Origin of the sequence: Paraburkholderia sp. D15 (assembly GCF_029910215.1) — a bacterium.
In the GTDB taxonomy this organism is placed as follows: domain Bacteria; phylum Pseudomonadota; class Gammaproteobacteria; order Burkholderiales; family Burkholderiaceae; genus Paraburkholderia.
Genome location: NZ_CP110395.1, coordinates 649424 through 663445, shown reverse-complemented (window position 1 = coordinate 663445; position 14022 = coordinate 649424). Strand labels below are relative to the sequence as shown.

10 protein-coding genes are annotated in these 14022 nt (G+C 64.4%); 9 read left to right on the top strand and 1 reads right to left on the bottom strand.

Annotated elements, in window-relative coordinates; translation table 11 throughout:
* The first annotated feature begins 461 nt into the window (after window positions 1-461).
* The 4 genes from LFL96_RS02850 (at window position 462) to ggt (ending at window position 4991) form a co-directional block, all read left to right on the top strand.
* Entirely contained in the window at window positions 462-1781 is a 1320-nt protein-coding gene (locus LFL96_RS02850; protein WP_280997793.1) for an aminotransferase class V-fold PLP-dependent enzyme, read from the top strand.
* 111 nt (window positions 1782-1892) lie between these two features.
* Entirely contained in the window at window positions 1893-2354 is a 462-nt protein-coding gene (locus LFL96_RS02845) for a Rid family detoxifying hydrolase (protein WP_280997792.1), read from the top strand.
* A gap of 142 nt (window positions 2355-2496) precedes the next feature.
* Entirely contained in the window at window positions 2497-3078 is a 582-nt protein-coding gene (locus tag LFL96_RS02840; protein ID WP_280997790.1) for a TetR/AcrR family transcriptional regulator, read from the top strand.
* A 161-nt stretch (window positions 3079-3239) separates the two neighbouring features.
* On the top strand, window positions 3240-4991 hold the full coding sequence (ggt, locus tag LFL96_RS02835) for a gamma-glutamyltransferase (RefSeq protein ID WP_280997788.1): 1752 nt from the start codon (window positions 3240-3242) through the stop codon (window positions 4989-4991).
* A gap of 163 nt (window positions 4992-5154) precedes the next feature.
* On the opposite strand, the gene recG is transcribed toward ggt, so the two are convergent.
* Entirely contained in the window at window positions 5155-7692 is a 2538-nt protein-coding gene (recG, locus tag LFL96_RS02830; RefSeq protein ID WP_280997786.1) for an ATP-dependent DNA helicase RecG, read from the bottom strand.
* A 149-nt stretch (window positions 7693-7841) separates the two neighbouring features.
* Between recG and queA the strand changes: the two genes are divergently transcribed.
* From queA to secF, 5 genes are all read left to right on the top strand, one after another.
* Window positions 7842-8897, top strand: coding sequence for a tRNA preQ1(34) S-adenosylmethionine ribosyltransferase-isomerase QueA (gene queA, locus LFL96_RS02825; RefSeq protein WP_280997784.1), 1056 nt, complete (start codon window positions 7842-7844; stop codon window positions 8895-8897).
* A 146-nt stretch (window positions 8898-9043) separates the two neighbouring features.
* Complete coding sequence (gene tgt / locus LFL96_RS02820) at window positions 9044-10234, top strand: tRNA guanosine(34) transglycosylase Tgt (RefSeq protein ID WP_280997782.1); 1191 nt, start codon at window positions 9044-9046, stop codon at window positions 10232-10234.
* Between the two features lie 211 nt (window positions 10235-10445).
* A complete protein-coding gene (yajC, locus tag LFL96_RS02815; RefSeq protein WP_013587151.1) occupies window positions 10446-10775 on the top strand; it encodes a preprotein translocase subunit YajC in 330 nt (109 codons plus the stop codon).
* A 118-nt stretch (window positions 10776-10893) separates the two neighbouring features.
* Window positions 10894-12948: a protein translocase subunit SecD gene (secD, locus tag LFL96_RS02810; protein WP_280997774.1), complete on the top strand. Its 2055-nt coding sequence runs from the start codon at window positions 10894-10896 to the stop codon at window positions 12946-12948.
* An 18-nt stretch (window positions 12949-12966) separates the two neighbouring features.
* Window positions 12967-13917, top strand: coding sequence for a protein translocase subunit SecF (gene secF / locus LFL96_RS02805; protein ID WP_280997772.1), 951 nt, complete (start codon window positions 12967-12969; stop codon window positions 13915-13917).
* The last annotated feature ends 105 nt before the right edge of the window (window positions 13918-14022 follow it).

Below are 14022 nucleotides of genomic sequence, written 5' to 3'. Positions count from 1 at the left end.
ATCAGTGCAGTGAGTTTGATAGGTTCTAGTTATACACCGTATAGGGTCGGTTCGCTAGCCCGTTTAAAAAAGCGCAACCGGCATGCACGAAGCCCGTCCTCAACCGAAAAGCGCTTGACGCTAAAAATTGAAACGCATATCTTTACCTACCAGTTGGTAGGTTTCGTAAGAGTTCATCGAGATATCACCGGGCTAATCGCTTGGTGGCAAACCAGTCAGCGCGATGGCCTACCGGCCAGTGCATCGTGACATCGAAAATTTGCGCTCATTGCCTACCAATTAGTCGGTATGTATAGCTGCCGTGACATCACCACGTCTCGTCCCGGATGCGTGGTCCACGGCCTGAAGCCTGACGGCTCAACCATTCCGCAATACTAAATAACCAATCAGAAAGACATCCCCGTCAACTCGGCTACGCAATTGATCAACGACTTGAGACAGCGAATTGGAGTAGTGAACCGATGGAAAAGCAACTTTCTCGCAGAGCCTTTATCAACAGCTCGATCGGCATGACGCTGGCCGCGACCAGCGCGCTATCGTCAACGCGATCGTGGGCCGGCGCCCAGCCCGCACTGCCCTCGCCGTTCGCCGGCGACGCGGCGGTGAATGCCAGGAACGAAACCTATTGGGGAGAAATCGCCTCGCAATACGACGTCACGTCGGACTTCATCAACCTGGAAAACGGCTACTACGGGATCATGGCCAAGCCGGTTGCCGACGAATACCGCCGCAACATCGAATACCTGAACGAATACAGCTCGTACTACCTGCGTCGCAATTACGACGCAACCGGCAACGACGCGATTCGCGCGCAGATCGCCGCAGCGGTCGGCGCGGCGCCCGAGGAAATCGCCATCACGCGCGGCGCGACGGAGGCGTTGCAGAACCTGATCGTCAACTACAAGCTGCTGAAACCCGGCGACACGGTCATGTACGCGGACCTCGACTACGACAGCACGCAGTACGCGATGAATTTCCTGAAGGACCGGCGCGGCGTCGACGTCGCGCAGATTGTCATTCCGGAGCCAGCCACCCGGCAGGCGATCCTGGACACCTACGCAAAGGCATTCGTGAAGTATCCGAAGACGCGGCTCCTGCTGCTCACGCATGCAAGTCACCGTACCGGCCTCGTGATGCCGATCGCCGAGATCACGAAAATGGCGAAGGCTCACCACATCGACGTGATCGTCGACGCGGCGCATACGTGGGGGCAAATCGATTTCAACGCGTCCGATCTCGGTGCCGATTTCATCGGTTTCAACCTGCACAAATGGATCGGCGCGCCGCTCGGCGTCGGCTTCATGTATATCCGCAAGGACCGGCTGAACGACATCGACCGGCAGTTGTGCGACGAGGACTATGCGCCGACCGACATCCGTTCGCGCGTCCATTCCGGCACGACCAATACGGCCAACGTCATGACGATTCCCGCCGCGCTCGCGTTTCACAACCGCGTCGGCGTGAAAAACAAGGGCGCGCGGCTGCGCTATCTGCGCGACTACTGGGTGTCGCGCGTGCGGGATTTCAAGGGCGTGCAGATTCTGACGCCGGACGAACCCGGCGCCTACGGCTCGATCACGTCGTTCCGTCTCGCGGGCAAAACGACCAAGGCGGATAACGTCGCGATCGTCAATCGCATCTTCGACCGGCACAAGGTCTTCACGACCCAGCGGGGCGGCGTCGCTGCGGGCGATTGCGTGCGGGTGACGACGTCGCTATTCAATCGCCCGTCGGATCTCGACCAACTTGTCGCCGCGCTAAAGGACATCACGAACTCCTGATCGCGACCAGCGGCCGGTGGTCAGTCGCCAGCAAGCAAGCGGCACGCGCAATAACCGTCGTCCACCGGCCGGCGTCGACAGACACCCTCTTCCATTTCACCGATACATCGCATGAACACTTCCCGCATTCCATTGCACGTCGCCGTCTGCGCGGCGGTCGCGCTCTCTGCCTGCGCGCCGCTCGAGCCGCACAAGGAAGTCATCTCGACGAAGAACGCACCGTCGGCGATCGGCCCTTACTCGCAGGCGATCCGCTCAGGCAGCACCGTGTTTCTCTCCGGGCAATTACCGATCGACCCGACCACCAACGCGCCGGCCATTACCGCGAGCATCGAGGACCAGACGAAGCTCGTGCTCGATAACCTGCGCGCGGTGCTGGCCGCGAAAGGCATGACGCTCGACGACATCGTGTCCACGCAGGTGTACATGACCGACCTGAACGAGTTTCCCCGGATGAACGCCGTCTACGCGACGTACTTCAGGGACCAGCCGCCAGCGCGCGCGACGGTCGGCGTGTCGCGGCTCGCTCGCGATCTGAAGATCGAAATCTCGGCGGTCGCCGTCAAACGCTGAGCGAGTACCCCGCTCGCTTGACTTCTTCTTTTTGACCTCCGACACTACCTACCAGTTGATAGGTCGTGTCGGCCTATACCTGATTTTCCTTGATGCGCCGGCACCCAGCACACATTCAAGCCTCCCGCTTACGCACGCAAAAATGAAGCATTTCAGCGAACTCACATCGTCGGCCACGCGCATCGTCGACGCGGCCGAGGGTTTGATTCAGCACCTGGGTTACAACGGCTTCTCCTACGAAGACATCGCCGTTCAGGTCGGCATCCGCAAACCAAGCGTTCATCATCACTTCGCGACCAAGGCGGAACTGGGCGCGGTCGTCGTGCAGCGCTACACGCATCGCTTTCGCGAGGCGCTGTTACGTATCGAAGGCACAGTCATTCATGCCCCGAATCAGTTGCGAGCCTATGTCGATCTGTTCGCGAAAACCTACGCGCAGGACGGCCGGCTCTGCGTGTGTGGAATTCTCGGCGCCGAATCGGAATCGCTTCCCGAGGAAATTCGAGGTGAAATCCATCGGTTCTTCGAGATCAATATCGTGTGGCTCAGCGCCGTCATCGAGAAGGGTTTGTCGGCGGGCACGCTGAAGTCCAGCCGCTCCGCATCCGAACTTGCCGGGGCGTTGCTTGCATTGCTGGAAGGCTCGATGCTCGTCGGCCGCGGACTCAAGGGCGGCTTCGATCTGCGCGCGGCGGCGGATGTGCTGATTTCATCGATGACCTGAATCCGCTCATCGCATTGGCCCGTTGCCTTCGGGCATCAGGCAGGCTCGCGACATCAACGCCAAACAGAACCGGACAACGCTGGCGGCACAGTCAGGCGCGCCTCAACTTCACAAACCGACCCTCACCTTTTCCCCACCCAGCCCGCAGGAGACCCTTCACCATGAGGCGAATCATTGCCCTCGCAGTCCTTTCCGCTTTGCACCTCCACGCGATGGCGGCGTCCGAGCCCGCCGTCGAGGCTAAAAACGGCATGGTCGTTTCATCGCAAAACCTCGCGTCCGAGATCGGCATCGCGATGCTGAAAAAAGGCGGCAACGCGGTGGATGCCGCCGTCGCGGTGGGCTACGCGCAAGCCGTCACCAACCCGTGCTGCGGGAACATCGGCGGCGGCGGTTTCATGACGCTGCATCTCGCCGACGGCCGCGACCGCTTCATCAACTTCCGCGAAACCGCGCCCGCTGCCGCCAGCGCCGACATGTACCTCGATGCCGACGGCAAAGTGCGTCCCGGCGAAAGTCTCTACGGCTACCGCGCGGTCGGCGTGCCCGGCACGGTCGCGGGGCTGGATCTCGCGCAGCGCAAATACGGCAAGCTGACGCGCCAGCAGGTGATGGCACCCGCGATCAAGCTCGCGCGCGACGGCTTCATCCTGACGCGCGCCGACACCGACATTCTGGATACCACCGTCCAACGCTTCCGCACCGACCCGGACGCCGCGCGCATCTTCCTGCGCCGCGACGGCACGCCGCTGCAACCGGGCGACCGCCTCGTGCAGCGCGACCTCGCGAAGACGCTGGAAAACATCGCGCGACGCGGTCCTGACGCGTTCTATCGCGGCCGCATCCCGCAAATCGTCGAAGCCGCGTCGAGCCAGCACGGCGGCCTGATCACCGCGGCGGATTTCGCCGCCTACAAGGCGGACGACACCGAGCCGCTGAAGTGCAGCTACCGCGGCTACGACTTCATCTCCGCGCCGCCGCCGAGCTCGGGCGGCGTCACGCTGTGCGAGACGCTGAACATTCTTGAAGGCTACGATCTGCGCGGCCTCGGCTATCACTCGGCCGCCTCCGTGCACTACATGACCGAGGCGATGCGGCACGCGTACCTCGACCGCAATACCCTGCTCGGCGATCCGGCCTTCATCAAGAACCCGATCGACAAGCTGATGAGCAAGGACTACGCAGCAAGCATCCGCACGCTGATCTCCGCCGACACCGCGACGCCGTCGAAGGACGTGCAACCGGGTTACGCGGTGCACGAGAAGCCGGAGACCACCCACTACTCGATCATCGACAAGGCCGGCAACGCCGTCTCGACGACGTACACGGTCAACGGCCGCTTCGGCGCGGTGGTAATCGCGCCGGGCACGGGCTTCTTCCTGAACGACGAGATGGACGACTTCACCGTCAAGGTCGGCGTGCAGAACCTGTTCGGGCTGGTGCAGGGGTCGCGCAACGCGATTGCGCCGGGCAAGCGTCCGCTGTCGTCGATGGCGCCGACGGTCGTCACGAAGGACGGCAAGGTCTTCATGGTGCTGGGCTCGCCGGGCGGCTCGCGCATCATCACGATCACGCTGCAGACCGCATTGAACGTGATCGACTACGGCATGGCGCCGCAGGACGCCGTCGACGCGCCGCGTATCCATCACCAGTGGCTGCCTGACGAAGTGGACTACGAAACGCAAGGCCTGTCGCCGGATACGCTGAAGATCCTCCAGCAGATGGGCTACAAGATGGTCGAGCAGACGCCGTGGGGCGCCGCCGAGTTGATCATGGTGGGGTTGCCGGGCACCGAGGCGGCGAGCCGCGTGAGTTCGGGCAACGATTCGTCGGTGTCGGGCCAGGTGCGGCCGGGCTTCGTGTATGGATCGAACGATCCGCGCCGGCCGGCTGGATCGGCGGTGGGGTATTGATCGAGCGGGTGATGGCGTAACCGTCGGCGTCGGCCCCGGCGGGTCTGGTTGACCGCACAACGTCGAAAGCAAAAAGGAAGAGGCGCCCGCCTCTTCCTTTTTTTCGTGCCGCCGTTCGCGCAGGCGTCGATGCCGTTAGACAACGGCTCGCCACGCGCACCCGTCAAGCCTTGAGAAACTGCTCCCGATTCCCCAGCCATCGCGCCAGGTGCTGCATCACGACCTCGGGATACGTCTCCAGCAATACGGCCGCCGCTTCGCGCGCCGGTTCGATCAGCCACTGATCGTTTTCCAGATCGGCGAAGCGCAACATCGCCGCGCCCGACTGCCGCGCGCCGAGAAATTCCCCCGGCCCGCGAATCTCCAGATCGCGCCGGGCGATTTCGAAGCCGTCGGTGGTCTCGCGCATGGTCTGCAAGCGGGCCCGCGCGGTCATCGACAACGGTCCGGTATAGAGCAGCACGCATACCGAGGCGGCGCTGCCACGCCCGACCCGTCCGCGCAACTGATGCAACTGCGCGAGGCCAAAGCGCTCGGCGTGCTCGATCACCATCAACGACGCGTTCGGCACATCGACGCCCACTTCGATCACCGTCGTGGCGACCAGCAACTGCACCTCGTTGCGCGTGAACGCGTCCATCACCGCCGCTTTTTCCGCCGGCGCGAGCCGCCCGTGCACCAGACCCACTTTCAGTTCCGGCAGCGCGGCGATCAGCGTCTCGTACGTCTCCACCGCGGTCTGCAATTGCAGCGTCTCGCTTTCCTCGATCAGCGGACACACCCAATACACCTGACGCCCCGTCAACGCGGCCTCGCGCACGCGCCCGATCACCTCTTCCCGGCGCGCGTCGGACACGAGCTTGGTCAGGATCGGCGTGCGGCCGGGCGGCAATTCGTCGATGGTGGAGACGTCGAGGTCCGCGTAATACGTCATGGCGAGCGTGCGCGGAATCGGCGTGGCCGACATCATCAATTGATGCGGCTGGAAGTCACGCGCGCCGTCGGCGGCATGACGCGCCTTGGCGCGCAGCGCGAGCCGCTGCGCGACGCCGAAGCGATGCTGTTCGTCGACGATCACGAGCCCGAGGCGCGCGAACTCGACCGTGTCCTGGATGATCGCGTGCGTGCCGATCACGAGTTGCGCGGTGCCGAGCGCAGCGGCTTCGATCGCGGCGCGTTTTTCCTTCGTCTTCAAACTGCCCGCCAGCCACGCGACGCTCACGCCGAGCGGCTCCAGCCAGCCGCGCAGTTTGCGCGCGTGCTGCTCGGCGAGGATTTCGGTGGGTGCCATCAGCGCGGCCTGATAGCCGGCGTCGATCGCCTGCGCGGCGGCCAGCGCGGCGACGATCGTCTTGCCGCTGCCGACGTCGCCCTGCAACAGACGCTGCATCGGGTGCGGCTGCGTCAGGTCGAGCGCGATCTCGCCGCCCACGCGCTCCTGCGCCGCCGTCAGCGAAAACGGCAACGCTTTCAGCAGGCGCGCGACCAGCGCGGCTTCATCACCGAGCTTGCGGCGCGGCATGGCCGGCGCGGCGCGCGTGCGGCGTTCCTCGTGCGCGCGTTTGAGCGACATCTGCTGCGCGAGCAGTTCCTCGAACTTGATGCGCACCCACGCCGGATGCGTGCCGTCGATCAGCGCGGTCTCGTCGGACTGCACGCCTGGATGATGCAGCGTGCGCACCGCGTCCATCAGCGCGGGCACGCCAAGCGGCGCCATGTACGCGCGCGCGACCGGCTCGGGCAGCAACTCCGGCAGCGCGGTGCGCGCGAGCGCGTTATCGATCGACTTGCGCAGATAGGCCTGGGTGACGCCCGCGGTGCTCGGGTACACCGGTGTCAATGCTTGCGGCAACGGCGTATCGACATCGACGACACGCACCGCCGGATGCACCATCTCCATGCCGAAGAAACCGCCGCGCACGTCGCCGCGCACGCGCAGACGCGCACCGATCGCCATCTGCTTGACCTGCGAGCCGTAGAAGTTCAGGAAGCGCAGCACGAGTTCGTCGCCGTGATCGTCGTGCAGCTTCACCAGCAACTGGCGACGCGGACGGTAGGCGATTTCGTTGTCGAACACCACGCCTTCGGTTTGCGCGATGCCGCCCGGCAGCAGGTGGCCGATCGGCGTCAATTGCGTTTCGTCTTCGTAGCGCATCGGCAGATGCAGCACGAGATCGATGTCGCGGGTAAGACCGAGTTTCGCGAGTTTGTCGGCGGTTTTTTCGGCGGGCCTGGCGGTCGATTTCGCGGCGGATTTCGCGGCGGATTTCGCCGTCGATTTGCTGCCCGATTTGCCGCCCGATTTGCCGCCCGATTTGCCGGTTGCGTCGCTGGCCGGGTTGTCCGCGAGGTCGTCGGCCATCGGGTCGGCGGATTTCGCGGCCGGCTTCGCCGCTGGTTTCGCGGACGCCCTCACGCCCGGCCGGCCGGGCGGACGATCGCCGAAGATCGCGTCCGGCTCGGCCGCGCGCGGGGGTTCGGGCGCGTCGGCAGGTTCGAGCGGGGCGGCTGATTCCGATACCGGCGCATCGGCGTGAGCGAGCTTGCCCGCTACGGCGCGCGCTTCATGCGCGTCACGCACCTCGCGCACCTCACCCGCGCCATCCGCCCCCGCCGCCGGCTTGCCGCGCGACGCGCGGCGCCTGGGCTCGGCGGTCGCATCGTCGGTGGCTAAGGGCAATCGGCGGTCGGACAAAGGCATGGGCTGCTTCGCAAGTACAATATCGGCTGTCAAAGGGTAGCGCCGCCATCCAGCGCGCGGGCTCGCGGGCTGTTCAGGCGTCCCGCAATCATAGCCGCCCGGCTCCGGCTTCGGCTCAATTCAGTCTCACTTCGCTTCCAGTCGTTCGCATGTTTACGCTTTCCGATTTCGATTTCGATCTGCCGCCCGAGTTGATCGCGCAAGTCGCGCTGCCCGAGCGCAGCGCCAGCCGTCTACTCGAAGTGGACAACACCGTCTCCGCCGACAGCGCGCGTCTGATCGACCGTCCGTTCACCGCGTTGCCCGAGTGCATCGCGCCCGGCGACCTGCTGGTCTTCAACGACACCAAAGTGCTGAAGGCGCGCTTCCACGGCGTGAAGGCGAGCGGCGGCAAGGTCGAGGTGCTGGTGGAGCGGCTCACCGGCGAACGCACCGCGCTCGCGCAGATTCGCGCGAGCAAGAGCCCGCAGCCGGGCACCACGATCCGTCTCGCCGACGCCTTCGACGTCACGCTGGGCGAACGCGTCGAGCCGTTCTACACGCTGCATTTCCCGGACGACTGCCTGACGCTGATCGAACAGTTCGGCCGCCTGCCGCTACCGCCGTACATCGAGCACGATCCCGACTCGACCGACGAAACCCGCTACCAGACCGTGTTCGCGCAAAATCCCGGCGCGGTCGCCGCACCCACCGCCGGCCTGCATTTCGACGAGGCGCTGCTCGCCCGTCTCGACGCGCAAGGCGTGGAACGCGCGACGCTGACACTGCACGTCGGCGCGGGCACGTTCCAGCCGGTGCGGGTCGAGAACATCGACGAACACAAGATGCATAGCGAGTGGTACCACCTGCCGCAATCGCTCGCCGACAAAATCGCCGCGACGCGCGCGCGCGGCAACCGCGTGATCGCGGTGGGCACGACCTCGATGCGCGCGCTCGAAGCCGCCGCGCGCGACGCCGAGGCCGCCGGCCGTCCGCTCGGCGCGGCCAGCACGGAGACCGACATCTTCATCACGCCGGGCTACCGGTTTCGGGTGGTCGACCGGCTCGTCACCAATTTCCATCTGCCCAAGTCGACCTTGCTGATGCTGGTGTCGGCGTTCGCGGGCGTGGAGACGATCCGCGCCGCGTATCGTCACGCGATCGAACAGCGGTACCGCTTCTTCAGTTATGGCGACGCGATGCTGCTGACGCGGCGCGACGGTTGAGGCGCTCGAGGCGCCCGACTCGCGTGAAGCGCCAGCCACCGCTTCGCGCCCCATGAGTTTTTCGCAGTTCCCCTGCCGCCGCGAGCTTGCCGGCGGCGTTTCATCATTTGCGCCGGACTGTTTTCCGGTAGCACAGGAGTTAATTCATGACCCTTGGTCACCCATCGCCGGAAGCGACGCACACGCCGCCCGGCAACGGCCTCAAATTCGAACTGCTCGGCACCGACGGCCAGGCGCGCCGCGGCCGCGTCACGCTGAATCACGGCGTGGTCGAAACGCCGATCTTCATGCCGGTCGGCACCTACGGCACGGTGAAGGCGGTCCAGCCGCGCGAGCTGGAGGAAATGCACGCGCAGATCATCCTCGGCAACACGTTTCACCTGTGGCTGCGCCCCGGTCTCGAAACCATCGCGGCGCACGGCGGCCTGCATCGCTTCATGGGCTGGAACAAGCCGATCCTGACGGACTCCGGCGGCTTCCAGGTGTTCTCGCTCGGCGATCTGCGCAAGATCACCGAAGACGGCGTGACCTTCGCGTCGCCGATCAACGGCGACAAGCTGTTCCTGTCGCCGGAAGTGTCGATGCAGATCCAGAAGGTGCTGAACTCGGACATCGTCATGCAGTTCGACGAATGCACGCCGTACGCGACCAACGACGTGCCGACCTCGCACCAGGAAGCCGCCGATTCGATGCGCATGTCGATGCGCTGGGCGCGCCGCTCCACCGACGAATTCAGGCGTCTCGGCAATCCGAACGCGCTGTTCGGCATCGTCCAGGGCGGCATGTTCGAGGATCTGCGCGACGAATCGCTGGCGGGCCTCGCGGAGATGGACTTCCACGGTCTGGCGATCGGCGGTCTGTCGGTCGGCGAGCCGAAGGAAGACATGATGCGCGTGCTGAACCACATCGGCCCGAAGCTGCCGGCCGACAAGCCGCACTACCTGATGGGCGTCGGCACGCCGGAAGACCTGGTGGCGGGCGTCGCGGCGGGCGTCGACATGTTCGACTGCGTGATGCCGACCCGCAACGCGCGCAACGGCTGGCTGTTCACGCGGTTCGGCGACATCAAGATCCGCAACGCGACGCATAAGAACTCGCTGCGCCCGCTCGACGAGCAGTGCGGCTGCTACACCTGCCGCAACTTCACCCGCGGCTACCTGCATCATCTGCATCGAGTAGGGGAAATCCTCGGTGCGCAGCTGAACACGATCCACAACCTGCACTACTACCTCGAACTGATGCAGGAAATCCGCGACGCGATCGACGCGAAAATGTTCGAGCCGTTCCGCAAGCGCTTCCATGAAAACCGCGCGCGCGGGGTCGAACAGGCCCCCTGACAGGCGATCGGGCAAAAGACCGGCCACGGATTCTCCCGAGGAATCCGTCGGCACGGCGCCGAAAACCTTACAATAAACTTTCGTCGATGCAGGGAAACGGCATTAAACGGTTGATCGCAAAGCCGATTCGCCGCGCCGACGCCTGTCGGGCCGGTGGTAGAATAACCGGCTGATTTTTTTGATCGTTTTGTTTGATAACGGAGAGACCAACGTGTCGTTCATTTCCAATGCCTTCGCCCAAGGCACCGCAGCAGGTGGCGTTGAGTCGAACCTGATGAGCTTCCTGCCGCTGATCCTGATGTTCGGCGTGCTGTACTTCATCATGATTCGCCCGCAAATGAAGCGCCAGAAGGAACATCGCAACATGCTCGCCGCGATGGCCAAGGGCGACGAAGTGGTGACGAACGGCGGCATCGTCGGCAAGGTCACCAAGGTGGGCGAAGCTTACGTCGGCGTCGAGATCTCGGAAGGCACGGAAATCACCGTGCAAAAGGCGTCGGTCACGACGATTCTCCCGAAGGGCACGATCAAGTCGCTGTAAGGCCTGCTCTCTCGCGTCCGGCGCGGCCTCGCCGGCGATCCACGCAACGCAACGCTGAATCGCCCGCGCTCATCGCCGGACGCATCGCTTCCACGCCAACCTTCCCGTTGGACCACTCATGAATCGTTACCCCCTCTGGAAATACGCCGTGATGCTGGTGGCTCTGGTCATCGGCCTCGTGTACACGCTGCCCAATCTGTTCGGCGAAGCGCCGGCGGTGCAGGTGTCGAGCGGCAAGGCAACGGTCAAGCTCGACTCGACCACGCTGTCGGCAGTCGAAGCCGCGCTCGCCGCGAATCAGATCAAGCCGGACGACGTCACGTTCGACAACTCGTCGACCAACGCGAACATCCGCGTGCGTCTGCCGGACACCGACACGCAATTGCGCGTGAAGGACCTGCTGCAAAAGTCGCTGAATGCCGATCCGACCGACCCGCAGTTCGTGGTCGCGCTGAATCTGCAAAGCGCATCGCCGCACTGGCTGACGGCGCTGCACGCGCTGCCGATGTACCTCGGTCTCGATCTGCGCGGCGGCGTGCACTTCCTGCTGCAGGTCGACATGGCCGGCGCGCTGAACAAGAAGCTCGATTCCGACGCATCGGATGCGCGCACGCTGCTGCGCGACAACAACATCCGCGACGGCGGCGTGAACCGCGTGAACCAGACGGTGGTGATCAACTTCGCCGACCAGGCCACGGCGGACACCGCGCTCAAGCAGTTGAGCCGCGGTATCGGCGAACTCCAGTGGGCGTCGCAGAACGGCGCGGACGGTGGCGTGCAGCTGGTCGGCACGTTCACGCCGGCGGTGCAGAAAACCGTGCAGGACGCCGCGCTCAAGCAGAACATCACCACGCTGCATAACCGCGTGAACGAACTCGGCGTCGCCGAGCCGGTGATCCAGCAGCAAGGCAGCGACCGCATCGTGGTCGAACTGCCGGGCGTGCAGGACACGGCGAAGGCGAAGGACATCATCGGCCGCACGGCCACGCTCGAAGCGCGTCTCGCCGATCCGGTGAACACGCATCCGAACCCGGGCGATCCGGTGCCGCCGGGCGACGAACTGTTCACGCAAGGCAACCAGACACCGGTGCTGCTGCGCAAGCAGATCATCTTCACCGGCGACCGGATCATCGACGCGTCGGCGGGCTTCGACGAGCATCAGCGTCCGTCCGTCAACATCCGTCTGGATTCGGCCGGTGGCCGCGCGGTGCGCAGCGTGTCGCGCGACAACATCGGCAAGCCGATGGCGATGGTGCTGTTCGAAAAGGGCAAGGGCGAAGTGCTGACGGTGGCGACCATCCAGTCGGAACTGGGCGACCGCTTCCAGATCACCGGCCAGGCCACGCCGCAAGGCGCCGCCGACCTCGCGCTGCTGCTGCGCGCCGGTTCGCTGGCCGCGCCGATGGACATCATCGAGGAACGCACGATCGGCCCGAGCCTCGGCGCGGACAACATCAAGAAGGGCTTCCACTCGGTGGTGTGGGGCTTCGCGGCCATCGCCGTCTTCATGATCGCGTACTACATGCTGTTCGGCGTGATTTCGGTGATCGGCCTGTCAATCAACCTGCTGCTGCTGATCGCCGTGCTGTCCATGCTGCAGGCCACGCTCACGTTGCCGGGTATCGCCGCTATCGCGCTCGCGCTCGGCATGGCGATCGACTCGAACGTGCTAATCAACGAGCGTGTGCGTGAAGAACTGCGCCACGGCGCGCCGCCGCAACTGGCCATCCAGAACGGCTACGCGCATGCATGGGCGACGATTCTCGACTCGAACGTCACCACGCTGATCGCCGGTCTCGCGCTGCTCGCCTTCGGCTCCGGCCCGGTGCGCGGCTTCGCGATGGTCCACTGTATCGGCATCCTGACGTCGATGTTCTCGGCGGTGTTCTTCTCGCGCGGCCTCGTCAACCTCTGGTACGGCGGCAAGAAGAAGCTGAAGTCGCTGGCGATCGGCCAGGTGTGGCGTCCGGATACGGCGCCTGCCGGTGCGGCCGCCTACCTCGGCAACGACGACGCCGATACCGACACGGCGCAAGCCGTGGCCGCGGTCGTCGCCAAGCCGAAGGCGAAAGCCGGCGGTGCGGCCCAGGCCCGTGCCGGCAAGCCGACGGTGCGTCGCCGCAATGCGCCGGACGCGTCGAATACGCCGCAGAAACCGGGTTCATCCCGCTGAGTCCCGGAGAACAAGACCATGGAATTTTTCCGTTTTCGTAAAGACATTCCGTTCATGCAGCGCGCGTTGGTGTTCAACGCGATCTCGCTGCTGACGTTTGTGGCCGCTGTGTTCTTTCTGCTGCATCGCGGCTTGCATCTGTCGGTGGAGTTCACCGGCGGTACCGTGATCGAGGTGCAGTATCCGGGCGCCGCGCCGCTCGAACCGGTGCGCGGCAGTCTCGCCAGGCTCGGTTATGCCGACGCTCAGGTGCAGAACTTCGGCACCTCGCGCGACGTGCTGATCCGTCTGCCGCTCAAGCAGGGCTTCACGTCCGCGCAACAGAGCGATCAGGTGATGGGCGCGCTGAAAACCGATACGCCCGACGTGCAATTGCAGCGCGTCGAGTTCGTCGGTCCGCAGGTCGGCAAGGAACTCGCTACCGACGGCCTGCTCGCGCTCGCGTGCGTGGTAGTCGGCATCGTGATCTACCTGTCGTTCCGCTTCGAATGGAAGTACGCGGTAGCCGGCGTGATCGCCAACCTGCACGACGTGATCATCATTCTCGGCTTCTTCGCATTCTTCCAGTGGGAGTTCTCGCTGTCGGTGCTCGCCGCGGTGCTGGCGGTGCTCGGCTACTCGGTGAACGAATCGGTGGTTATTTTCGACCGGATTCGCGAGACCTTCCGCCGCGAACGCAAGATGACCGTGATCGAGGTGATCAACCACGCGATCACCAGCACGATGTCGCGAACCATCATCACCCACGGCTGTACGCAGATGATGGTGCTGTCGATGTTCCTGTTCGGCGGCCCGACGCTGCACTACTTCGCCCTCGCGCTGACGGTCGGTATTCTGTTCGGTATCTACTCGTCGGTGTTCGTCGCCGCGGCGCTCGCCATGTGGTTCGGCGTGAAGCGCGAAGACTTGCTGAAGGACAAGAAGCAAGGCGTCGATCCGAACGATCCGAATGCGGGCGCGCAGGTTTGATGTGGCAACGGCTAATCAGTCGCTAGCGCACATCGAGCATTAGCGTAGACGCGCAAAACAAAAGGCCGGTTCTTCTCGAACCGGCCTTTTGCGTTTACCGCTTAC

Bases quoted from the DNA above. Each gene is read 5' to 3' on its own strand.
- queA (WP_280997784.1), top strand. From the start codon at position 7,842: ATGTTTACGCTTTCCGATTTCGATTTCGATCTGCCGCCCGAGTTGATC.
- secD (WP_280997774.1), top strand. From the start codon at position 10,894: ATGAATCGTTACCCCCTCTGGAAATACGCCGTGATGCTGGTGGCTCTG.
- ggt (WP_280997788.1), top strand. From the start codon at position 3,240: ATGAGGCGAATCATTGCCCTCGCAGTCCTTTCCGCTTTGCACCTCCAC.
- recG (WP_280997786.1), bottom strand. From the start codon at position 7,692: ATGCCTTTGTCCGACCGCCGATTGCCCTTAGCCACCGACGATGCGACC.
- LFL96_RS02840 (WP_280997790.1), top strand. From the start codon at position 2,497: ATGAAGCATTTCAGCGAACTCACATCGTCGGCCACGCGCATCGTCGAC.
- LFL96_RS02845 (WP_280997792.1), top strand. From the start codon at position 1,893: ATGAACACTTCCCGCATTCCATTGCACGTCGCCGTCTGCGCGGCGGTC.
- tgt (WP_280997782.1), top strand. From the start codon at position 9,044: ATGACCCTTGGTCACCCATCGCCGGAAGCGACGCACACGCCGCCCGGC.
- secF (WP_280997772.1), top strand. From the start codon at position 12,967: ATGGAATTTTTCCGTTTTCGTAAAGACATTCCGTTCATGCAGCGCGCG.
- LFL96_RS02850 (WP_280997793.1), top strand. From the start codon at position 462: ATGGAAAAGCAACTTTCTCGCAGAGCCTTTATCAACAGCTCGATCGGC.